Here is a 23,681-nt window from a genome sequence, read left to right as displayed (position 1 = left end):
GATCAGTTCAACAGAAGTCTGTAATGGATATTCATCATACTCCGGTTCTCCAGTTTCGATTTGGTCAGCGCAAGAATAGAGTTCCATTCGTCGGTATTTAAGCCATTTTGTGCCGAAGGTGTAATCATGATATCTGTTGTCTTTACAAAACCAGCTTTTGGATTTTGTGCGGGCATTAAACCTTTACGGATATCTACCCCTTTGATCTTATTGCCCAGTTCATAAAAGCAAAAATTAACAATATCAGATTTCGTTACGATCCTGTCGCCTGTAGTTAAACCATATTTATAGGCCTGAACCCGGTTGGTCGAGTCTAATCTTGATCTGCCACCAACACTATTGCTTAGAAAATACAGACTTTCAGGTATTATTTTGCTGTTCTCGAAAGCCTGTAAACGGCTTCCAGACCTGATTTGGTTGCCAATTTCGGCATTGGTAGTCCAGAAATCGAGGAACATAATATCTACATGCTCCAAAGGTTTAACAATAATGTAATTGAGCATCTCTTTAATATTGGCGAGCTGTGTACGTGTCTTTTGCTCAATAATGGAGATGTTTTGTTCCAGATCCTTTAAGGAACTGTTTAAGAAATCAGAGCCGAAAGCGGAAAATGCTGCTTTTTCATCTCTAAGCAATTCAAAGAGATAATCTACAACTTCCTTTGCGTTTCTCGTGTCCAGTCTTTCGGTTCCTCCATAACGGATAGAGTAGGATCCTGTATTGCTTTCCTCATCCTGACTGTGTGGAATCTCCAGATATGAATACCCTGTTTTATCAGTGAGTTGGCTGACACATAAAAACTGGTCATTCGGGCCTAGCTTTACAGGAATGATATTGGTCATCATTTTTAGCCTGTGTTTAATCTCATTAGACCTTTTGTTCACTACAGGAAAGGCATTCACCGTGATGTGCATTTCTTCCAGCATCTGTTCTGTAATTGCGGCAGGAAACTGGATCTTTAACCAGATCATAGGTTTTTTAAACAATCCAAGCGTGGTTGGTGGGAAGAGTTGTTCAAATTCTTCCGGATAAAGTTTCAGATAGTTTTGGGCAGGCAAAAGATCTTCCTGGTCTATGGTTAGAAACCGTTTAGAATAGAAGGCATGAACGTCTCGTGAGAGCAAATGAAGCACGTCTTGTTTCTCAAATGCGGCTTCTCCATGCTTTTGATGATCCATATAAAATTTATCCAGCGAGGTATCTAGGGGATGATCATTCAATGTCCATTTAGACAGAGAAAGCAAGTCATAGGCTTCTTCATTAACCACGTAGTTCTTCCAGTCAAAATAAAAGCTTATGCCGTTTAGCTTTTCTATACCAGAAGCGATCTCCATTCCGATATAGGCCGTGTTGTTCTTTAAATGGCTGCCAGACAATGTATTTGCAGCTAGTGTTTTGTGAAGGTGGCTGTCTAATTGAAATAAATTATGTCCGCTTGCAAAGAAAGAGATTCCTGCATTGTAAATGGTAACGGGCTTAAGCGGGCTGAAAAATACATCAAGTGTATGTTCTTTGCTGTTTTCGGCGGCTTCCTTAAATCTTTTCTTATAAAAAAACTGGGTCGTATTTTCTATAACCTCTGTGGGTTCAAAAGGGCGTGCGTGTAAAATGGCATGAGCGGGTATGGCAGAGGTCAGCGTATCCGAGGCCAGAATTCTTGATATTTTATCTAAAATCCTGTTTTCCAGATTACGGACATCATTGGAAACGTTGAATAATTCTGTACTGAGGGCTTCGATCAGTAATTTAACGAGCGGGTCAAAATCGTTGGTATTTTTAATTCCCCAATAATCTTGTGCATTTTTCAAAATTCGGTTTCTGATTTCGTCTTTAGAGGAGTAAAATATATTCTTCATCGGTAGTATAGATTTTGTTTATGATGACAGTGGTGACATCATCTCAGAGTGGATTGCCGGGGTTAAATTTTTTAAAGTGTCTATAATTTTGTTCAATGTTTCCTTAAAATAGAGCAATTTTAGTTTAACTTGAGAGGGGGCTTAAAAATAAACTGGTATTAAAATAATATTTTTCTCCGGTGATATTCATTCTTCCCAGAATCGTGATGTCAACTTTCTTTTTAATCTCTGTGACATTTCTCATGGCAAAAAATTTTTCGACTTCACTCATTTTAATTTCGACTTCTACCTGATACAACCGGGGTTCATAATGCACAACCGATTTTAATAAAGATTGCCTGAATTTTTCTTCCCAAATGGTTTCACTAACGATTAATTCAAAATCCAGGTCCCAAATTTCACATCCAAAATTATTGTTGTGGCGGTGTTCTCCATATCGGGTAAAAATGATAAGCTCAATATTTTGAGAAATGGACTTGCCAAGATCTGCCTCATTTAAATCTTTGTTTTCGAGAATATTTTTTAAGCGGAAGGGCTTATTGTATAAAAAATGTGACATAAAGAGCTGACTATAAATGGAACAATAATTGAAAAGGATAATCAATATTGCGACCAATTTTGGGAGTAAGAAATAAGAAAGCAAGAATAAATGAAGAAATAAATATAAATTTTTTAAAAAACTACCTACCTACATCGCCCTATGAAACCAATTAATGCTCAGGAACTGACTAGATCCTATAGGATTTTTGTCTTAAATTTTATCCTTCTCACCAGTTTTTCAATATTTTGTGTTTATCTGTTTTTTGCAGCGTCTAAATTTGAATACAGCCTGCTGGAGAAGCAAGTAAAGCAAACAGACCAGCTCTTATCAAAACGAAAGCAAATCAACGAAAACTTCGATGTCATCCTGCTTCGGTTCAAACAGTTGACTAAATATACCTCCATTAATTCGGAGGAGATGAATAACCAGGCCATTCTGCTGGAAGATATCCAAAATGCAAATTTTAAGATCAAAGACCTGATTAAGGAGCAACCTCCCGGAGTTGGAAGTTTTTTGCTTTATAAGAAGCTGACTGATGACGTTGCCCAGATGGCGGGGATACAAGATTCATTGTTCACCACCAAGTTTCAGATTGAGAACATCAGGACCCAACTGGAGTCTTGCTTAAAAACTAACCAGACCGCTGCAAAGAAGATCAGGTCTGGAAGATTTACCCGATAGATATGATTAAGCTAAGTATAAAAGAAAGAAGAGAACAATTCCTGTTTTTTATCGGAATTTTTGTGTTTACCACAGGGCTATTGAGTTATGGGCTTTTTCATGATTATGGTGACGGAAGAATGGTTTCTAAACAAGATCTGGCAGATCAGCTTTCCAGAAACGCTGATTTTGAAGAAACAATTAGGGACCAGAGGCCAACCATTGACTCGACTTATAAACAAATTATGAGATTTGATCCTGGAGTACAGGCCGTTTTCCTGGAAAGTGATATTAAGAATTCACTGGGTTCTATTAAGGCTGCCTATCAAAGAAGAGCTTCAGATCAGCGGTATAAAACTTTTTTACAGGCTTCACAACTGTACAACGATTTGTTTTATGACCGCAGGGAACTTAAAGGAAACAGAACAGATCTGGACAGACTGAATAAATCGCTGGAGGACTGTAAGTTGTCTACCCGGCAATTAAGGCAGACACTGGGCAGCCAGAACAGATAATTAAATGATACAATACCTATAAAAAAATCAACCTATAAAAAAATGGCCGAAACGACTACCTCAGGAAAATCAGTAAGCAGTAATTCACAGGGATATATTTTCCTGTATATATTTATTGCAATTATAATCCTTGCCGCACTTATCTTTCTATTTAAGAGTTCAGTTTTTGATAAACGAACCATTGATGCAAGGATCTTAAGAAATGAATTGTCTTTAAATGAAGACCTGGTATTTACCGATAATACAAGAAATGCAAAAAAATGGATCTGGGAGTTTGGTAATGGAGCAAAAGCCACCAGCCAAAACGGAACCTACCGTTATTTGAAATCAGGTTCTTACATCGTACGTTTGACCGTAGACGGGGAATTAAAAGAACAATTCCCGGTAACCGTTAGAGACACTGTTGCTGCCGCTATAGATACATTGGTCACCATCAGCGGCCCAACTTCAGGCGTTGTAGACGAAGAAGTGAGACTTGAAGCAGATGGTAAAGCCACCCAGTTTGACTGGTCATTTGGTGAAACCAATAGGGTGGACGTAAAAGGCAGGACTGCTCTGTACACTTATCACGCGCCGGGTAAATACCTGGTGAAGCTCACCACAGACAAAAGCCACCGGCCAATCTTTCATACCATTTTCATTACAGATCCCAACGCAGAACTGGAGACAGATATGGTGGTTCCCGGAGAAGGTGAACGTAAAGTGATTGATGACATCAGGGCAAGATTACAGGCAATTGCTAATGGTGCAGATTTCAATACCAATTATTATTACCTGGTTCGTAAGTATCTGTGTAATAACGAGAAGGTTACTGTAAATGTAGAGCAGGACAGTGCTAAAAAAGCAACAGACTTTTATTCCTATTGCATGGGCCTCACCTTTGGGGGAGAAATCGTGGTCGATGAAGCGCAGCTTACGATCAGCCCAAGCTCTACTTGTGCAACACTTGTGAACATCAAACAACATTCTGCAAAGACAGTTAAAAAATAAACCCTATGAAACGAATTATATCTCTTGTCCTCCTTTTCACCCAAACTGCCTTTGTAATGGCCCAGTCGCCACTTTCCTTTGGTAAAAAGGTGAAATATATGCCTAAATCTTACGCTAAACCAAGTTCATCGACCCAGGTTGCTGAAGATGGTGGAACATCAAAACTTCCATGGATCGTATTCTCCGACCGTGCAGATAATTATACAACGACCAGTCCGGGTGGGAGTTTGATGATGAAAAAATTAAACTTTATGGAACCCTTCTATGTTTCACAGGAAGAAAATGGGTACCTGAAACTGATCAAGTATAAAGCTGGAATGATCAGGGGCAGAAAAATAAACGATAAAAAAACCGCTATTAGTTATGGCTGGATCCCCAAATCTAAATTGCTCTTGTGGCAAAGGTCTTATTCTAATCCACAAAATGGGTATTCTGAAAAGGCAATAGCCATTATCAACGGAAAAACACCTCTAACGGCTTCCAGGGTATACTTTGACAATACAGATTCGGTGTATGTGTATGATTCACCGGAATTAAAAAAGAGAATTGCGAAGATACGGCTGCATGAGATTACTTATGTATACAAGAAATCTGAAGACGATAAAAAATATCTGATTGGAAACGAAGATCAGCTGGTTGCAGACAGTGCCAGAAAAAGTATTACAGGCTGGGTTGGAACAGATGCCATTCATAATTGGGGAGACCGTTTATATATCGCCCCGCAACAATTTGGTTCTTACGAACAGGCTGATTCCCTATCCTTATTACTCCATAATGCGCATGCAGATCCTCTTTTAGATACAGACAATGATCTGATTTTGAGGAGTACCCCGGTCGTCGCAAATGACGGAAAGGGGCCTTATACACTCGGCGTTGCAACAGATGTGTATAACAAATCGGGCAACAGTGTGATTACCATCAATGGGGCAAGTTTGCCTTACTCTACTTATCTCAATCTTAGAAAGAACATCCACAAGATCAACGTGATCTTTGTTCTGGATGGAGGAAGTCCGATGAGAAAATATTTCTCGGGTCTAAGAAATACCATACAATCTTTTGAAAATGTTTTTAATGAGTACGACCGTAAAAATCAGATCAGTTATGGTGCGGTAGTGTACAGAGATGCGGCCAATTGCACTGCTCCCGGGATTTTCAGTACAGCGGGTGTATCTCCGGATTACCGTAAACTGATGGATTTTCTTACCATTGAAGCCCGGAAAACAGAGAGGTGCACCAGCAGAATCAATCAGCAGCCCGTTTATGATGGGATCAGGTCAGGTCTGAACCTGTTGAAGGGACATGTTAATGAAACCAATCTTGTGGTACTGATTGGGAGTACCGGAAATGAAGTGGCTTCGGCCACACAGCTGAGTGATCTTTCTGAAGAATTTGCCAGAGCAGATGCGAGACTGCTGTCTATACAAATGTATAGCGATTATGATCCTACATTCAATAATTTTGTGTTGCAATCCAAAAGATTGGTTTCAGAATCTGCAGTATATCTTGCAGACAGAAAGAAACGCTTCATGGTAAAAGGTGAAGGACTAAATAATACCCAGGCCTATAATACCAGCCAGCTGGATTCAGTATCTTATTACCTGGACTATCCAAAAAACAGTCTGATCCAGGGTGGTGTGGTTTTCCCGGCTAAGGGTGCTGTCAATTCTAATGAATTGATCACCGTAGCGGTTAAACGTTTCATGAGAGAAACCGACTTTGATATTAACAGTCAGATCAACTCACTGGACAGCGCCTTCAGGTTAACCGGGATAGAACGTAAAAAGTTGTCTCCATATGTAGAAAGCTTTCTTTTGCCTCCGGTCTCGGATGATGTCGCAGATAAAATGCCACATAATGCATTTAAATATTATCTGACTTCCAGTGCACCCGCAGATATTGTTTCTAAAAATAAGAACCTGATGCAATATATAGTTGTGCTGAATACCATGGAGTATAAACAGATCAACGATATATTCTCCCTGATGATTGGGCAGAATTTGCAACCGGATCAATCTTCTTTCAGAAGCAAGCTGCTTAAAAACTATCTGAATATTCCCAAAAACCTATTGGATTTGAAGATCTCTAAAGGAGAAATTAAAGACATGACGCTGGCTAAATACATCCAGACGGTCATAGGATTGCCGGTAAGTACAGAGCTTCTGGATAAATATAAAGTAGGTGAACTGTCCAAATCCAGTAAAATGCCACAGCCAGACTTTGAAGCTTATATCAAGTTCCTGATGAGTACAAGCGATAACTTCAAAAAGGCGACACAGGTTGGGCAGCAATTCATTTCTAACGGAAAAAATTACTACTATATCACCGAAGGAAATTTTATTCAAAAACCAGAAACTGAAAAACCATAATACCTATGAGTCTTACAAATATCAGCGAGTCGGTTAAAACAGCCATCAGGATAGCTCAGTCTCTGGCTAAAGAGTACCATAATCCTGAATTCTCTCCTGCGCATTTGCTGAAGGGTTTAATGCATAAGGAAGTGGGACTAAGAACCTTTTTGAGTTCTATTGGCAAGGATGAAGAATACATCAGTGAGTGGGCAGAAGTTAGGATCGATGAACTGGATAAGACAGCTTATGCGCCAGAAGAAGTAAAAGGCAGCGCCGAAATTTCAAAAGTTTTTGAAGAGGCCGATCTGGTCCGTATTAAGCTTGGGCTTGATTTGATCACACCGGTTTGTGTGCTCACGGCACTTTGCAAGCCGACGATTGGATTTCAGCCGGACCAGCTAAAATCTTTTCCCATTAAAGAAAAAGAGCTGTTGGATCTCTATATCAAAGATGAGGAAATCCAGCACGCGGTTTCTCCTGCCTCTTCCGATAAGGGAACAGGGAAATCCGGAGGAGCAGCCTCGTCATTGCATAAATATTGTATCGACCGTATTGCCCTGGCAAGGGAAGGGAAGACAGACCCGATTATTGGCAGAGATAAAGAGGCCAGGATGATTATGGAAATTCTTTGCCGCAGAACAAAGCCTAATGTGATCATTACCGGTGACGCGGGTGTGGGTAAAACAGCACTTGTAGATGGCTTTGCGCAGGATATTATTGCAGATAACGTGCCTGATCTGCTCAAAAATGTACAGCTTTTTGAGCTTGATCTGGGTTCCCTGATTGCTGGTGCTTCTTATAAAGGAGAGATTGAGGACAGGTTGAAAAATATTCTAAAAGAAATTAAGCAGTTTGATAAAGCAGTACTCTTTATAGATGAGATCCACACACTTTTAGATAACAAAGGACCAATTGGAGGTGGCGTAGGTAATTTGCTTAAACCTGAACTGGCCAGAGGCGAGATTACGGTCATTGGTGCAACCACTATAGATGAATACCGGAAGATTATAGAGCCTGAACAGGCCTTCAGCAGAAGGTTTGAAGTTTTACAGGTGAATGAGCCGAATGAGGCTTCTGCCATAAAGATGCTGGAAAAACTGACGCAAAAATATGAAGAGCATCATCAGCTTAAAATACAGGCAGAGGCTATTCCAGAGTGTGTTCGTTTGGCCAAACGCTACATGAAAGACCGCCGGTTGCCGGATTCTGCTTTTGATTTGCTGGACCGTACCATGGCGGCCATGAAAATGATGAACGATACTTCAGATAAGGTATTGGCTGAACTGGAACAGTCGCTAACTGAACTTGGACAGCCCGAAGCTCAGCAGAAGCATCAGCTGGCCGATTATAGGTGGTTATACAGTCAAATGCAGGACAAAGTGAGTCCGGTACTGCTGGGGCAACTTACAGACGAAACCCAAACCGATGCTTTTGAAACCCCGGAAGAATACCTGGACTATCTCTCCAGAAACCTTGCTGCACTTAAAATTCTTGCTGCCCAGAAAACTGATGAGGTAGGGAAGCAGGATATTGCTTCTATTGTTTCTTACAAAACAGGGATCCCCTTGGGAAAAATCCAGGCCCAGGAGAAAGAGAAGCTCATGAATATGGAACAGTTCCTGAAAAGAAGAGTGGTTGGTCAAGATCAGGCCTTAAAGGCAGTATCTGATGCCATTCTGGAGTCAAGAAGTGGACTAAACAAGAAGGGACAACCTATTGGATCTTTCTTTTTACTGGGGCCTACCGGAACAGGTAAAACAGAGCTGGCCAAATCTATTGCAGAATTTTTGTTCAATGATGAGAAGGCCATGATCCGTTTTGATATGTCCGAATTTAAAGAAGAACATTCTGCTGCGTTATTGTATGGTGCGCCTCCGGGTTATGTTGGGTATGAAGAAGGCGGCCTGCTGGTCAATAAAATCAGACAGCAGCCTTATTCTGTATTGCTTTTTGATGAGATTGAAAAAGCACACCCTTCGGTATTTGATACTTTTCTGCAAATCCTGGATGAAGGACATATGCACGACAGACTTGGTAAGGAAGGCGACTTTTCCAATTCCCTGATTCTGTTCACCTCTAACATTGGAAGTGAATGGATTGCAGAACAAGTTGGAAAAGGAGAAATACCCGGTTCTTCTCAACTGATGGAGATTATGTCGAGGCATTTCAGACCCGAATTTTTGGCCCGTCTATCCGAAATTGTACCCTTTGCACCGATCAGCGAAAAGAACGTAGTCAGGATTTTTGAGATCCAGCTGAAGAGTTTAATTGAAGCTCTGGAGAAACAAGGCATAACTTTTGAGATTGATGAACAGGCAACAACAATGCTGGCACTGAGCGGCTTCACTCCAAAGTATGGAGCAAGGCAGTTATCCGGAGTGATCCGGAATGAACTCAGAAGGCCGATATCAAAGTACATTATTTCCGGGGAGTTAAAGAAAGGAAATACAATTGTGGTAAAAAAACACGCAACTGAAGACCGGCTGGAATGGGAGATCATAGAGCAGGTGCCGGTAACAGAAGCATAAATAATAAAGACATTTAAATTAATCGTAAACCATTAAATACCAATACTATGTTTAACTATGAAATTGGCGGTAATGAGAGAAAGGTAGATACCTCTGAAGCATTTGCAGATATTGCCCACAATAAAACGCTGTTTATTCAAAAACTTACAGATAATGAGCCGATAAAGCCGGAAAAGGTAGAAGGACTGAAAACTGTACAGGAAGTTTTTAACCACTATAAACCAAAGGTGAATGTGTCTTTTGAAAAACAGGATGGTTCTCCGGTATCAGAAACCTTAAAGTTTAACAACCTGGGCGATTTTTCAGTGAAAAACATCATTAACCAGAGTACTTATCTGAATAATGTGAACATTGAGAAGGAGATGTCTTTAAATGTGATTAAACAATTAAAGTCCAACAAAACCTTGAAGGCCACATTAGATGATGCAGAAACAAAAAATGCCTTCATCAGTGCGCTTAAAAACTTCGTTTCTGAATTAGAAGCAAATAAATAGTCCAGTTAAGAACCAGGGATCAACCCGATTTAAATAGATTAAAATGGCAACTCCAGATGAACAAAAAATAACGCAGGAAGCCGCTTCAGGCGCCTCCTTTAAGCCGGCAGAGAAGCAGGCGGGAGAAAAGCTTACGCTAGAAGCGAGCCTGGAAAAACTGGCAAGAGTAGGTGGTTTCGATTTATTGGAAGCTACTGTTGACGGATTACAAAACTTAAACCCGGAAAGAAAAGCAAGGAAACAGATCTTTTTAACCGGAGACGAGAAAAAGAAAGAAAGAGAAGAGCTGAAGAAAAAGATTCAACTCTGGATTGATGTATTGGAAGACTCTGATTCTGTTTCGTCTATGCTCGATAAAAGCACGGAAAAATTAGAAGCAGCAGAGGAAAATCTGAATAAAAATATAGCCACTGCTTTAGAGACCACCAAAGAACTGGAGCAGGCTTATCGCTCTGTGAACCTCTTTTATCAGAATACAGAATCTGATAAATTAAAGAATGTGGTGGTTCTCAATGCCTCTATGGACCAGATCAAGGATTTGGACAATCCGAGATTTATAGACTATGTTGCAGATGAACTGAAGCAAAAATATGACAGGCTGGATCTTCGTGAGAATTATTCTTTAATGGTAGTTCCGGGTTACATGGGGTCCAATAAAGTGGTAGAAAAATGGGGAAAGATCGCTTACCAGAACAAGGCTATGCTGATTACCGATTTTGCAGATCTGGACCAGCCGGATGATGTGATTGATTTGTTTACTGCAGCAAACCTCACCGGAGGAGATGCATTCAGGTCTAATGTGATTATGACCTGTAACTGGCTGGTGGGCAGAGGTAAAGTAGCTGAAGTGGGCGAAGAAGACGATCTGACCGTTCCAGGTTCAGCCGCATTAGCCGGGAAGATGTATTACACCCTGATGTCGCAGGTTACAGCAGGTAAGAAACACGGTGCAATCAATGATGTTGACGGTGTAAAGTTTGACCTTAAAAAGAGTGAAATCTCTCACCTGGAACGTATAGGCCTTGTTCCTATGGTTAATGAGTACGGAAAAGTCATGGCTTTTTCTGCTAAAACCTTGTTTAACGGAGATAACATTGGTTTGCAAACTTACTCTGTTGTACGTGTATTCGATTATGTGACCAAGGTTTTATTCGACTTCTTAAACAGAAGAGCCTTTGAAAACTGGACCTCTAAAACTGAACAGGACCTTCGCGGGCAGATCGTTAAATTCCTGGACGGTATACAAGGTCCTGAACGTTTAATTGAAAGATTTAAGATTATGCGTTTTGAGCGGGATGAACAGCAAAAAGATAAAATCCACCTGGATATCCATATTACACCATATTTTCCAGCCAAAAGTTTTGTGGTAAAACTGGACGGTCAGAAAGGGGAGGATGAGGAAACCACCTGGAGTACGGAGTACGCACAGCAATAACATAGGTATATTCTATATAAGATATCCGGCCAGATGGACCCCCAGCTGAGCCGGATATTTTTTTATACCTCTTTTACATTTCCTGACTTAACAATTTCTTTATATTTTAGTCCCGCAGATTTTACGCTGTACCGGGAATACATGAAACAAGTACTGATCATTAACGGCGATCCTGAAAAAACGGCTGCAACAAGCCTGCTGATAGATGCCTACAAAAAAGGCGCCCAGGAAGCTGGTGCGCAGATCAAAGAAATTGCGATCATCGATCTGATCTTTAATTCCAATAAACAATTTACCAACCGTGTTACCGAACTGGAACCGGATCTGAAACGGGCATTGGATATGATCGTTTGGGCCAATCATGTTGTTTTATTTTGCCCGGTATATATGTCTTCCATTCCTGCCAGGATCAAAGGCTTTTTTGACCGGCTGTTTATGCCTGATCAGGTATTTCTTTCCAGAAACCAGAACATCAGCAACAATTTTAGTGGAAGATCTGCACGAATTGTGTCTATTTTGGACGAAGAAACTTTTGAGTACTGGAAACAAGACAAAAAGGTAACTTACTTGTCTATAAAAAGAAACGTTTTTGAAAACTGCCGTTTCCACCCCGTTCACACCAATACCATAGGGCACCTTTACTCGCTGGAGAATGATTACAGTAAAAAATGGCTTCGGAAGCTTGAAACTTTTGGATCAAAATTAATGTAGCTTTAAAAGGGCTTTAGGGCCAATTTGAAAAATATTTATTCTATTGTGCTGATTAATAGGAGATAGTGGCAAACTTTTTGTTTAGAAGTTACTGTTAATACAAATTAATAGTAACAGTTTTCTCACCCTAAAACAAAAAGTTATGGCTTTCAAAGCAAGATTAAACTTTTCGGGCAAGGAGTACGATGTGCTCCACTGTGCCTACTCCCTAAACCGTGATGTGGATGCAAAAGGAAGACCCTCTTCCGGCGTGTATGGCGGAACGATCGACATTGAACTCGAATCGACCGAAGACACCTCCGTTGTTGAAGCAATGGTAAACAACCAGTACAAACCTTTATCAGGTACTTTGCTGATTAAAAAATCAGAGGAAGATGCCAAAATGAAGGAAGTACATTTTGAAGATGGATACATCGTTAAGTATTCAGAAGGAATTAACATCGTTGGAGATAATCCGATGACGCTGAAATTCCAGATCTCTGCCCGCAAGTTAAAAACTGGTAATGCCGAGCATACCAATGACTGGCCAAAGGCTTAATTCAAAATTAAAAGGACGTTTAACATTTAAAAGAACATTATCATGGCATTTAAAACCAGAGTTACTCTTGGATCAAAAGAGTATGACGTATTGCAGTGCAGCTATTCATTAAACAGGGACGTAGACGCGAAGGGACGTCCGTCATCAGGTGTATATGGTGGAACCATTCACCTTGAAGTAGAATCTACTGAAGATACTTCAGTGATCGAATCTATGGTGAACAACCAGTACAAAGCCTTTGCCGGAACCATCGTGTTCAAAAAAGGAGAGGAAGATGCAAAGATGAAGGAATTACATTTTGAAGACGCCTACATCATCCAGTACAATGAAGGTATTGCAGTAAATGACAATACCCCAATGACATTGAGCTTCGTGATTTCTGCACGCAAGCTGAAAATTGGTAATGCTGAGCATACCAATGACTGGCCGAAAGCCTAATTGGCAATAGGCCTATGAAAAACAAGTTTGCCGGAAAGCACTACCTGCTTTCCGGCAATTTTTTAACGACTCAATTCCTGAAATATGGTCAATAAACTAAATATAGACATCAGTATAGAGGAGGTGCCTGTTCTGCATTTCAGCCGTTTTACGCTGGATCAGCGTTTCGGCGAGCACCATACTTTTGAGCTGCGGATCAATCATGATCAGGTGGAAGGGACCAACGGGATTACGCTCGCTAAGTCTAAAGACTTTATAGGCAAGAGCCTTACCGCTCAGTTTGGTCTGATCGAGTGTTCCGGAAATATTTTTACCGGGATCATCACCAAAGTGGAAATTGCACAGACCCATGGATTCCAGGGTGACATTGTCATTACCGGCTACAGTCCGGATATTCTTATAGACCGGGGACCAGACCTGGGTTCTTACCTGGGTAAAGACCTGAAAACAATTATCCAGCAGGCCACAAACGATACCCCGCAAAACGACCTGGACTTTCAAATCAAACCAGCCTATACATCGGCTATTGATTACATTATACAATATAGAGAAAGTGATTTTGATTTCATTAAACGCCTTTCGGCCGAATATCATGAGTGGTTTTACTACGACGGCAGTGTGCTCCATTTTGGAAAACCCGATAAAGAAGAACAGATTGCGCTGATCTATGGAAGAGACCTGCACAGTTTACAATATGGAATGCAGATTGCACCTTTAAATTATAAGAAATTTGCCTATCATTCGCAGGAGGATCAACTGCTGAGTGCCCAGCCTGCACCGGCCAGTTCCAGTCTTTCAGATCTGTCCCATGCGATTTCTGCTTCTAATGAAGTTTTTAGCAAAAGGTTCAATCAGCCCCTGAATGTACGTGTCAATTCGCAGAAGGAGATTGATACTTTTGTGAACGATGAGCATAAAGCTTTGGTGTCGGGATTGGTGAGTATCTCTGGTCACGGAGATAATCCTAAGGTTGGTCTGGGTAAGATCGTAGACATCAGCACCAGTATGAGAAACGGTCTCGATTTTCAGGTACAGGACTTCGGTAAGTTTATCGTAACCGCAGTTTACCATGAAATTGATGGCCTCGGACATTATCAAAATACATTTGAAGGGGTAGCTGCAGACAGTGAAAAACTACCTGTAGGGCATGTGAAGAAACCTGAAGCGGATATGCAGCTTGCAGATGTGTTAGACAATGACGATCCTCAGGGTCAGGGCCGGGTAAAGGTGAAGTTTAAATGGGAATGTCAGACCAATGACCCCACCGAATGGCTGCGGGTCATGAGCCCGAATGCAGGAAGTGGAGATACGGGGGCGAATCGGGGCTTCCATGTGATTCCTGAAAAAGGAGATCAGGTTGTTGTAGCGTTTGAAGAGGGAAATATTGCCAGACCCGTCATTCTGGGGAGTGTATTTCATGGAAAAAGCGGAGACAGCAAGGGCTTTAAGAACAGCAATACCAAAGGAATGACCTCGAGAAGAGGAAGTGCATTGACATTTGATGATCTGAACCATGCGCTAAACCTCGGAACCAATAAGGCGAATTATGTTAAAGTGGAAAACGGGCCGGGTTCAATTACTGCGGAGTCAGCCCAAAAAATCGTTATTAAAACAGGAAAGAGTTCAATAACCCTTAATCAGGATGGAATCATAGAAATTATAGGTGAGACGATAACCATTCAGGGAAAATCAGCTATAAATGCAAATTCCGGAGATAAAACGGGTAATGGAGTGAACATAGGAAAGTTTGGGGTGACCAGTTTGGATCTGGAAGGCAAAGACAAATGCGTATCTACGTCGGATAAGATCACAATTTCTTCAGGAACTACAATAGACACAAAGTCTTCAGGTGTACATACGATTACAGGGAGTAATGTAGATATTAATTAGATAATGAGCAGGTTTAAATTTTTTGAAGAGCCACAGGAGGTGGAACAGGTAAGGGAAACCGACAGAATTCAATTGAGACTTCTGCCTTCCCGGAACCAAAGGTTTTCCATACGTTATCATACTCAGTTCTTTGCTATGGGGCAAAAAGTAACAGATGTGCAAACTGAGATCATTTGGATACTCAAAATTATCGATGTCTTTGAAGATGGATACCTGGTGGATATTGAGGTGGAAGATCATGAGGTTTTTAACGCAAATCCGGCTTTTAAGGAGATGATAGAGTTTTCAAAAGCCTTTAACTATCCAACTCAAAAACTGGTTATTAAGCTAAATAAACAAGGAAGCATTGAAAGGGTACTGAACCAGGAAGAGATCGTTGAGCGGTGGGAAGAGATTAAAGGAGATGTTTTGGAACCGCTAAAAAATACAGCCGGAGATCAGGAACTTTTAAAGAATGGAGATCAACAATTTAGCGACTTATTGCCTTCGTTAAAAGAAACCCTTTTATATTCTGTTTTTTTTAGTCCGGTATTGGGAGAAAAACTGGAAAAAAATGAACATTTGGTAGGAGAGGGCTCATTTTCTTCTCAGCTGTTTCAGGGTATCCATGTTCCTTATCAAATTAGAGAAATACTTCAGTCAAAAGATAGTACGGTTTTTCAGTGCAGACATAAGGCTTATATTGAAAAGACGGTTGGTGCAGATTTGACAAAATTATACAATCAATCTTATAAAGAACTTTGTGGACCAAAATTTTCCTATGAAATAGATTATCAGGCTGATTATAGTTTTGAATGGTCTACAGGACTCTTAACGCATTGCGAGGCCATGTTGAAGGAAAAGGCGAATGATGGTCTATATTTTCAAACAGATTTCACTATAAAAAGGATTTAAGATGTCACAATTATATGTTCCCGATAAAGCCTATTTGGTTTGCTCGGATGGGATGAATCCTCAGCAATTGAAAGTAAGCAGCCAAAGCAGTATAAAAATAGCAAAAGGGCGTTTGGCCGCAACAATTAAAGACCGTACGGGGGCAAATTTTGTTTGTGCCAAAATGGTCATAGCTGGTGCAATAATAGGTGTGATCGTCGCCGCAATCATTGCGGCTGCAATTGTACTTAGCGGTGGGACATTAGCTATAGGTCTAGGTGCAATGCTGGCTGCAGGAGCTGTAGGCGGCGCGGCGGTTGGACTGAATACCGCAATGATGCCTTGTATTTGTGCCATATTAACGATGAGCAAAGACTGGACTCCGGTTCATCCCAGAGTGACGTTTGAAGATAAGAAAGCTCTTATTGATAAATCTATAGTGCCATGTTTCCTGGGAGGAACCGTTCAGATTATGTATTCTAAGGAAGCCGCTGATGCTCTTGCCTCTTTAAACCGAAGCAAAACCGTTGCTGGTGTTGCTGCCATCACTTCAATTGCTTTCATTGCAGGTGGTATTGCTTCGGCTGTTGGAAGTGCATTTTTGGCTGTCAAAGGAACCTTTGTTACTTACGGAGCAGTGTCAGGGTTTGTACATGTGTTGGGCGTAACCAGTGTTGGAGGTGCTTCGTATGGATTGAATGCTGGATACGACTGGTCTAAGAAAAAGATCAAAATAGGTGGTACATCTGTAGATGACTATATTACCGGGGAGGCCTATAAAGGAAGTGACCCCGATCATAAAAAACTGGATGATGTTGTAGATCTTGCAACAAATAAAAAAATTGGTGCTCCTACAGATGCGCTTGGCAGTGCCGAAGATATTGCAAAGAGCCAAACCTCAAATTTAAATACAACAACGCAAACCACACAGACGATAGGTACCAATAGGGTCTTTGTTGCAAATTCAGAGGGCGCTGTTTTACCTCCGGGTACAGTTACTGCAAGTCAGACTACTGTGACATCAAGTAATGCAATTCCTGGAGCAAGCGCTGCACGACCTAACGGAACAACCCTATCCTCAAGTCAAAGTTCTGTTTCTATGAGAAGTACCCCCAATACGCTGGAGATTTCCAGAATGAATACCACTACGGAATTTTCTACCCAGTTTAACAACAGGTCTATACTGAAAGGTTCTTTCAAAGCGTTTACCGGAAAATATGGTTTTGGGATCATGAAGGGAATGGGAACCAATATGCTGCTGGATGCGGTCCGGGCAGGTGGAAACTGGTTGATCGCCGATGATCTTAAGGGCTTACAGGATGCTTTAAATAATGCAGAAACTGCGGCCAGACAATCTATAACTGTAATTGAAGATGAAATATAACATTTGCTTTGCCCTTTCCTTGTTGTTGCCTGTTCTATTTTTGGTGTATACCATTGTGCGTACAAAGGATACAGATAAACAACTGATAAAAATGACGGCTACCATGAATGTCTCCAAGAAGATCAGCAGGGGAGCCAGATCTGATGCAGAGTATATCCAGAAATTTGACCAGTTCAAGGCTACTTTAAGCAGAACTTTTTCCGGGCTGGGGAGCATGTTCAAAGAGGATAAGTTAAAGGATATTTATTTGCCTGCACCTGCCAATACGATACCTGATATCTATTGGGAACACCCTAAGCTTAAGCCCGCTGAAGAAAGGAAAGCATCCTTTTATATATTCAGAGCAGATCAGCCGAAAATCAATGGTGCGGTAACAATGCCGTATGTCTATTTGAAGCTAGATGCTGAAAGTCGCTCTGAAATTGGTTATGCCACGGAGCTTTACCTGTATACTCTGGGAGAAAAAATTGGCGGGTTGACTATTTTTTTTACCCTGATTATTAATCTGGTACTTTTTATAGTTGCCTTGCAAAAATATCAGGAAAACAAACTGTACGTAGGGGTGGGCCTGATTATTGTTTTAATTTATATTTTATTGCTGCTTTTTTAGAGGTTATATGAATACACCAATTGCTAATATTAAAATGAGACTGCCGATTCCGGTGGGTACAACACTAGGCATAGGATTTGCCATGCTGGCTGGCTATATCGTTACTCTCGTTCTGGTTTTTATCTTTCAAAACCAGATAGAAACTTTGACCGGGATCAATCCGGCGCATTCTTCCTTAATATCGTTGATGTTAATCTTACTTGCACCCTGGGTCATTATTGCCTGGTTATTGATAAAAAAGAATACCCAGTATGGATTTTTAAACCTTTATGATCGTTATTTAATCATTACAGATGAACATAATTCTTTGATTAAAAAATACAATGCCGAGGATGTCGCATTTGTGAAATTACAGCATCTGGCCTTTCACTTTACGTTTAAAGATGGGTATCGCTTCAATTGTATTAACCTTGCGATGGATAAAGGATATCCGGAACAATTGGCCAGCTTCAATCCATTTTTAAGAGAATTTATCGTTCAGAATCAGGTTCCTGTTCAGCAAGGTAATATCATGTAAAGTCTATTAAAGCCATGAAGAAAACAATATTTTACTTATTCTCTTTAATAATTCTGCTCGCAGTTTCCTGTCATTCTTCAGCTCCTAAAGAAAACACTGCAGTCGGATCAAGGAATCCGGCTACAGATAAAACGACGAGTGATCAGCTGATCGCTTATATTGATACTGTTGCAAATCGTTTTGCCGATGGCCAGCTTAAGGAAGAGAAACTAAAAGCACTAACAGACAGTTTTGCTGTTTACTTTCCAGTGATGCTGGATCAGCAGGGTAAGACTGTTTCAGATACTGTTGTTTCTGTAAAGTTGCACAACCACAATTATTCGAAGCAAAGTGATCGGATCTATATCTCCTTGCCAATAGCCATAGGAAAGCAACTTACTTTTAAATCTTTAACGAACCATTTTGGGCCTCTTGAGCCTGAGCCCCCCTTATTCAGAACGCATAAGAACCCTCCACCGGTAAGTATAGATCTTAAAAAACATTTAGGTAATAAAAAAGCAGGATTATTTCTTCAGGTAAGTGCAGCGCATTTCCCTGAAGAAGCAGAAAATCAGATCGTATACATTGAAATTGTTAAATCGAAAGGAGAATAGGTATGCCATCTTATAAACTGATCAAGATTAACGAATATGATGCCCATGGTGGGCCCTCCAAGGAGGTTTTAGGACATGACGGGCATATGCAGACCTCTACACGCTCCGGAAGGTATGTGATTGGTGCCATTGAAAAACATGTGAGCCATGGAAAATACCAGTTTTGGTCTGGAATAGCCTGGGGTACAGAAATGCGGGTAACCAATGAAATTATAATGGTGAAACATGGAGGGAAGTGGATCAGGTTAAGTGCGGTTAATGACCAATGGGGACGATATAAAGGATTTGAGAAACAGCTAACTGATCTGATAAAAAGATCTTACAATACGTATTATGGGAAATTAATTGTTCCAGATCGTTGGGTGTTTAATGATTTTGGGCATATTTCTGTGAAGTATTATGCCGATAATAACCACAATTGGAAAATGGATGGAAAGGAAGGATTTCTGGGAGATTTTATTCATACCACACCCGGAGATGAGGCCAATACCTATTTAAGTAATCGTGTTATTCTTTCTGAATCGCATGGCTGTATCCATGTTAAGCCGCTCGATATAGATACGATGATTGGAAATGGCTATATTAAAAAGGGAAATAGCATTGAAGTACACAACTACAATGAAAAAAATGTGGCCGGTAACCTGCTTAGAAATATTGCACGGCCAGGATTTGAAGTGCATTTTTATCCTGGAGTATATAAAATCGCTGTTTACCGGGTAACGGCAAAATAGTGCAGGCTAAAATAAGTAGTTGTACTGTTTTCTATAGTGCTGACGATCAGTATTCATTTTGAATACAGTCTTGAGTTCCGCTTCAGGGCTTTCTTTAGAAATAATATACTATTGGCAAAGTTTTTGCCGTTAGGAGTATAGATAAATAATATTTCACCCAAAAACTAAAGTTATGGCTTTCAAAGCAAGATTAGACTTTTCGGGCAAGGAGTACGATGTACTCCATTGTGCGTATTCCCTGAACCGCGATGTAGACGCAAAAGGAAGACCCTCTTCCGGAGTGTATGGCGGTACGATCGACATCGAGATCGAGTCCACTGAAGACACCTCTGTTGTAGAAGCAATGGTTAACAACCAGTACAAGCCTTTAAGCGGTACCCTGCTCATCAAAAAAACAGAAGAAGATGCCAAAATGAAAGAAGTTCATTTTGAAGACGGATACATTGTTAAGTATTCAGAAGGAATCAATATCACCGGAGAAAACCCGATGACAATGAAATTCCAGATCTCTGCCAGAAAGTTAAAACTTGGCAATGCCGAGCATATAAATGACTGGCCAAAAGCGTAACTTTAGGTACGTAACCAATTAACCAACATTATTTAATTTTTAAAAGAATACTATCATGGCTTTCAAAACCAGATTAACTCTTGGGTCCAAAGAATTTGATGTACTACAGTGCAGCTTTTCATTAAACAGAGATGTAGACGCTAAAGGCCGTCCATCATCTGGCGTATACGGCGGAACAATTCATATTGAAGTAGAATCTACTGAAGATACTTCGGTGATCGAATCAATGGTCAACAATCAGTATAAACCATTGTCAGGTAGTATCGTTTTCAAAAAAGGCGAAGAAGATGCGAAAATGAAAGAATTGTCTTTTGAAGATGGTTACATCATCCAGTACAATGAAGGTATTGCTGTAAACGATAATACGCCGATGACTTTAAGTTTTGTGCTTTCTGCACGCAAATTAAAGCTGGGTAATGCCGAGCATACCAACGATTGGCCAAAAGCATAATTGTAAAGGGAGGGCCCCTGGTCATTTAGGGGCTTCTATCTAAAAATTTCCGTTCTTACTAACATCTACCTATGTTAATTTACAGAAAAGAGACCCCTTATTTTGCCATTACGCTCGATCTTGGCAGAAATGAGCTTAAGATATTGCAACGCTGGAAATACAGCTGGGCAATAGCTCCAGGCTCAGGTAGGTGGACTTATGCAGAAACCAAAAATTTTCACCATAAAGTGGACAGACTGATCTGGTCTGTCTGGGGAAGCCGTTTTGAGCTTAAATTAGCTCAGGGTTCCAAAATACCAGTAAATTATAAAGTTGGGCCAGTTAAAACCTATTTTGATGTACAGTGGGTGCTGGACAACAGTGCACACTGGAAAGTTACCGTCACTAAGATTAAACGAGGTGCCTTTCAACAAAGCTATATCCGATGGAACACCAGGGAAATCAGCCTGGATACGGAAGATACAACGAAAACACTTAAATATATCAATGGCCCTGTCAGGTCTTATCAATACGGTCTGACCCATGAATTTGGGCATACGCTGGGGAACGTTGCCTATACACCATCCGGACATGGTGATGAATATGCCTCTGGAAGCCCTTATCTGGCCGATTTTCCCAGCATTATGAATTCAGGGAATGAACTGAGACAACGGCACCTGGATTTTATAAAACAGACCTTAAACAGTATGATTCCGGGCGTAAAATTTGACATCAGCCATGTTCGCTAGATCTATATATTGCCTGTTGGGCCTTGGCCTTACCCTGTTCATCTCTTGTATGAACCAATCCTCTGACGGACAAAGTAAACCACCTGCAACGACAATAAAAAAGGAAAATCAAATGGACAAAACCGAAAAAATAGATACTGCGGCGTTAAAAAAACTGTCTCCGGAACAAGCCGTAGCTAAATTCGGAAAACCCATCAAAAGCGAGGATTTTAATTTGTCCAGCCCTTTGTCTGAATTCAGAATAGAAATTTACAACCATGTGCCCGAAAAAGACCGGTACTCACCCGAAGTAAAAATCCGGGAGTATACATGGGTTTATAATAAAGAAGAAAATATTACAGTCTGGTATCAGCTTAAACAAGATAAATGGCAGTTCCTGCACTTTAATACCTGGCCAAAAGATGCCGAATTTTAAGTTTTAACAGCAAAGCTTCCTACGATGGAAAAGAAAATAAATCTGGAAATACAAATTGACGGTCAGGAGATCACGCATTTCAATTCGCTGAGGATCAGCCAGGCATTTAACCGTCACCACGAGTTTGAACTGATCATTAACCAGGATGTGATTGAGCAGACCCAATCTTTTAAGATTGATCAATCTAAAGCCTGGGTCGGGAAAAGCTTCATTGTCAGTATCGATCATGGAAATATGGATTTTAAAGGGATTGTCTGCGAGGTCAACTTGTCTCAGAGCCACGGCCTCAGGGGAAATCTGATCATCAAGGGTTACTCTCCAACCATCCTTCTGGAAACAGGACCGCATCTGGAATCTTTTAGTGATATGCAATTGGGGGACATTGTAAAGAAAAAGACCTCGTCTCTGGCCTCTAACGATATGGAATATTCCATCGCACCGGCTTACAGCGAAAACCTTAAATATATTACTCAATTTAAAGAAAGCAATTACAGTTTTATCAACCGGCTAAGCGCAGAATACGGAGAGTTTTTTTATTATGACGGAAAAACCCTGCATTTTGGAAAGCCTAATTCACCGAAGACCGTAACGCTGGTACACGGCCAGAACCTGAACTTTATGAATATGGCGGTTCGGATTCTGCCAATGAACTTTTCCTATTATTCCTACAGATCGCAGGCAAATGGGCGATTGGATGCACAGGCACCCGGTTCGGTAAAGGGTTTGAATGATTATGCACAACATGCCCTGGCCCAGTCTTCCTCTGTGTACGATCATGAGATCAATACCACGATTAAACCCAGAGTGGAAAATAAAAGCCAGCTCGATAAACTTGCCGATAAACATAAAGCCGCAATGGCTTCCAACCTTTCAGACATTACCGGAGAGAGCACCAGTACAGCATTAAATATTGGCTGTATTGCCGATGTACAGGTATCCCGTAAGGATGGCTTGTCCTTTAACAAGGATTCATTGAGCAAATTTCTGATCACAGAGATTTCTCACTATATCGATGGTCTTAGCAGATACAACAATGCTTTTAAAGGCGTTCCTGCCGATACGGAAGCGGTTTCCGTGGAACAAGTGCATACCCCTCAGGCAGAGTCGCAAATAGCCACGGTAATTGATAATGCTGATCCATCTCAAACCGGAAGGGTCAGAGTACAAATGTTGTGGCAAAAAGACAATGCAACTACAGACTGGATCAGGGTTTTAACACCCGACGGCGGAAGTAGCGAACCCTTTGCAAAAAACAGGGGCTATGTTTTTATTCCGGAAATAGGAGACCAGGTTGTGGTCGGCTTCAGGTATAATGACCCCGACCGGCCTTTCGTCATGGGTAGTATCTTTCATGGCAGTACAGGTGCGGGCGGACAGGATGCCAACCATATGAAAAGCATTGCGACCCGAAGCGGGCACCTCATCGAATTTAACGACGGGCCGTCAGGACATGGAATCACCATAACAGATATCAATAAAAACCTGATCCATATTGATACCACAGGCAATAACATTACCATTACGGCCAATGAGAACATGACCTTGAATGCCAAGAACATGCAGATCAATGTGGCTGAAAATCTGGATATCCATGTAGGAAAAGACATCAGCACGCTGGCCGGAAATAATATGAATACCCAGGTGAGTGTCAATAACCAGGTCAGCATTGGTGCAGATTATACCCTGAACGCAGCAAATATCACCGAGATCGCTGCGAATGCTTACCAGAGTGAGGCTACCAATATCACAAAAACGGCGACAGGGGAACTCACGTATAACAGTGCCGAAGGGAGCGTGATCAAACATGCTGCAAAAACCATTCACAACAACAGCGGAGAGAAAAGTAATCTGTTTTAAAGGCTAAACT

Annotated in this window: 23 protein-coding genes and 1 pseudogene; 22 read left to right on the top strand and 2 right to left on the bottom strand. The window is 40.9% G+C overall.

The annotated features are described in order from the left end of the window. Window positions 1–2 precede the first annotated feature (2 nt). A complete protein-coding gene (locus tag R2S08_RS03275) occupies window positions 3–1,856 on the bottom strand; it encodes a hypothetical protein (RefSeq protein ID WP_316833847.1) in 1,854 nt (617 codons plus the stop codon). Window positions 1,857–1,980: 124 nt separating this feature from the next. Continuing rightward, a complete protein-coding gene (locus R2S08_RS03270; RefSeq protein WP_108554913.1) occupies window positions 1,981–2,415 on the bottom strand; it encodes a GPW/gp25 family protein in 435 nt (144 codons plus the stop codon). 141 nt (window positions 2,416–2,556) lie between these two features. Here R2S08_RS03270 and R2S08_RS03265 point away from each other — a divergent pair, with 141 nt between their 5' ends. From R2S08_RS03265 to R2S08_RS03160, 22 genes and pseudogenes are all read left to right on the top strand, one after another. Then, a complete protein-coding gene (locus R2S08_RS03265; RefSeq protein ID WP_133779347.1) occupies window positions 2,557–3,078 on the top strand; it encodes a hypothetical protein in 522 nt (173 codons plus the stop codon). 2 nt (window positions 3,079–3,080) lie between these two features. Then, window positions 3,081–3,572 carry a type VI secretion system transmembrane protein TssO gene (locus R2S08_RS03260; RefSeq protein WP_166644000.1) on the top strand — a complete coding sequence of 164 codons (492 nt, stop codon included), beginning with the start codon at window positions 3,081–3,083 and terminating at the stop codon, window positions 3,570–3,572. 42 nt (window positions 3,573–3,614) lie between these two features. Further along, complete coding sequence (locus tag R2S08_RS03255) at window positions 3,615–4,562, top strand: PKD domain-containing protein (RefSeq protein WP_133779348.1); 948 nt, start codon at window positions 3,615–3,617, stop codon at window positions 4,560–4,562. A 5-nt stretch (window positions 4,563–4,567) separates the two neighbouring features. Then, window positions 4,568–6,838: pseudogene (gene tssR, locus R2S08_RS03250) on the top strand (type VI secretion system protein TssR domain-containing protein); the annotation flags it as partial. 95 nt (window positions 6,839–6,933) lie between these two features. Beyond that, entirely contained in the window at window positions 6,934–9,438 is a 2,505-nt protein-coding gene (locus R2S08_RS03245; RefSeq protein ID WP_316833845.1) for an ATP-dependent Clp protease ATP-binding subunit, read from the top strand. A gap of 47 nt (window positions 9,439–9,485) precedes the next feature. Beyond that, window positions 9,486–9,932 (top strand): hypothetical protein, encoded by a 447-nt coding sequence (locus R2S08_RS03240; RefSeq protein ID WP_133779351.1) that lies wholly within the window; start codon window positions 9,486–9,488, stop codon window positions 9,930–9,932. Window positions 9,933–9,975: 43 nt separating this feature from the next. After that, the gene (locus R2S08_RS03235; protein WP_133779352.1) at window positions 9,976–11,367 is read left to right on the top strand and encodes a DUF5458 family protein; all 1,392 of its coding nucleotides are present in this window, start codon (window positions 9,976–9,978) and stop codon (window positions 11,365–11,367) included. A gap of 141 nt (window positions 11,368–11,508) precedes the next feature. Further along, window positions 11,509–12,078, top strand: coding sequence for an NAD(P)H-dependent oxidoreductase (locus R2S08_RS03230; RefSeq protein WP_166644001.1), 570 nt, complete (start codon window positions 11,509–11,511; stop codon window positions 12,076–12,078). 142 nt (window positions 12,079–12,220) lie between these two features. Further along, on the top strand, window positions 12,221–12,616 hold the full coding sequence (gene tssD, locus R2S08_RS03225; protein WP_108554926.1) for a type VI secretion system tube protein TssD: 396 nt from the start codon (window positions 12,221–12,223) through the stop codon (window positions 12,614–12,616). 42 nt (window positions 12,617–12,658) lie between these two features. After that, window positions 12,659–13,054: a type VI secretion system tube protein TssD gene (gene tssD / locus R2S08_RS03220; protein WP_108554921.1), complete on the top strand. Its 396-nt coding sequence runs from the start codon at window positions 12,659–12,661 to the stop codon at window positions 13,052–13,054. Between the two features lie 84 nt (window positions 13,055–13,138). Next, entirely contained in the window at window positions 13,139–14,944 is a 1,806-nt protein-coding gene (locus R2S08_RS03215; protein WP_316833844.1) for a type VI secretion system Vgr family protein, read from the top strand. A gap of 3 nt (window positions 14,945–14,947) precedes the next feature. Then, entirely contained in the window at window positions 14,948–15,838 is an 891-nt protein-coding gene (locus R2S08_RS03210) for a hypothetical protein (protein ID WP_316833843.1), read from the top strand. A 1-nt stretch (window position 15,839) separates the two neighbouring features. Then, window positions 15,840–17,201 carry a PAAR-like protein gene (locus R2S08_RS03205; protein ID WP_316833842.1) on the top strand — a complete coding sequence of 454 codons (1,362 nt, stop codon included), beginning with the start codon at window positions 15,840–15,842 and terminating at the stop codon, window positions 17,199–17,201. After that, window positions 17,191–17,811, top strand: coding sequence for a hypothetical protein (locus R2S08_RS03200; RefSeq protein WP_316833841.1), 621 nt, complete (start codon window positions 17,191–17,193; stop codon window positions 17,809–17,811). Before R2S08_RS03205 ends, R2S08_RS03200 begins: the two co-directional genes overlap by 11 nt. A gap of 7 nt (window positions 17,812–17,818) precedes the next feature. Continuing rightward, complete coding sequence (locus R2S08_RS03195; RefSeq protein ID WP_133779358.1) at window positions 17,819–18,328, top strand: hypothetical protein; 510 nt, start codon at window positions 17,819–17,821, stop codon at window positions 18,326–18,328. A 14-nt stretch (window positions 18,329–18,342) separates the two neighbouring features. Beyond that, entirely contained in the window at window positions 18,343–18,921 is a 579-nt protein-coding gene (locus R2S08_RS03190; RefSeq protein ID WP_316833840.1) for a hypothetical protein, read from the top strand. A 2-nt stretch (window positions 18,922–18,923) separates the two neighbouring features. Next, entirely contained in the window at window positions 18,924–19,652 is a 729-nt protein-coding gene (locus R2S08_RS03185) for a hypothetical protein (RefSeq protein WP_316833839.1), read from the top strand. Window positions 19,653–19,824: 172 nt separating this feature from the next. Beyond that, a complete protein-coding gene (gene tssD / locus R2S08_RS03180) occupies window positions 19,825–20,220 on the top strand; it encodes a type VI secretion system tube protein TssD (RefSeq protein ID WP_133779361.1) in 396 nt (131 codons plus the stop codon). A 55-nt stretch (window positions 20,221–20,275) separates the two neighbouring features. Continuing rightward, window positions 20,276–20,671 carry a type VI secretion system tube protein TssD gene (gene tssD / locus R2S08_RS03175; protein ID WP_133779362.1) on the top strand — a complete coding sequence of 132 codons (396 nt, stop codon included), beginning with the start codon at window positions 20,276–20,278 and terminating at the stop codon, window positions 20,669–20,671. Between the two features lie 71 nt (window positions 20,672–20,742). After that, window positions 20,743–21,399, top strand: coding sequence for a hypothetical protein (locus tag R2S08_RS03170; RefSeq protein WP_316833838.1), 657 nt, complete (start codon window positions 20,743–20,745; stop codon window positions 21,397–21,399). A gap of 49 nt (window positions 21,400–21,448) precedes the next feature. After that, complete coding sequence (locus R2S08_RS03165) at window positions 21,449–21,814, top strand: hypothetical protein (RefSeq protein ID WP_316833837.1); 366 nt, start codon at window positions 21,449–21,451, stop codon at window positions 21,812–21,814. Between the two features lie 24 nt (window positions 21,815–21,838). Beyond that, the gene (locus R2S08_RS03160) at window positions 21,839–23,671 is read left to right on the top strand and encodes a type VI secretion system Vgr family protein (RefSeq protein WP_316833836.1); all 1,833 of its coding nucleotides are present in this window, start codon (window positions 21,839–21,841) and stop codon (window positions 23,669–23,671) included. Window positions 23,672–23,681: the final 10 nt, after the last annotated feature.

This window comes from Pedobacter nutrimenti, assembly GCF_032678445.1.
GTDB lineage: Bacteria > Bacteroidota > Bacteroidia > Sphingobacteriales > Sphingobacteriaceae > Pedobacter > Pedobacter nutrimenti_A.
Note: the sequence above shows the minus strand (reverse complement) of the source record. Positions and strands in the feature narration are given on the sequence as shown.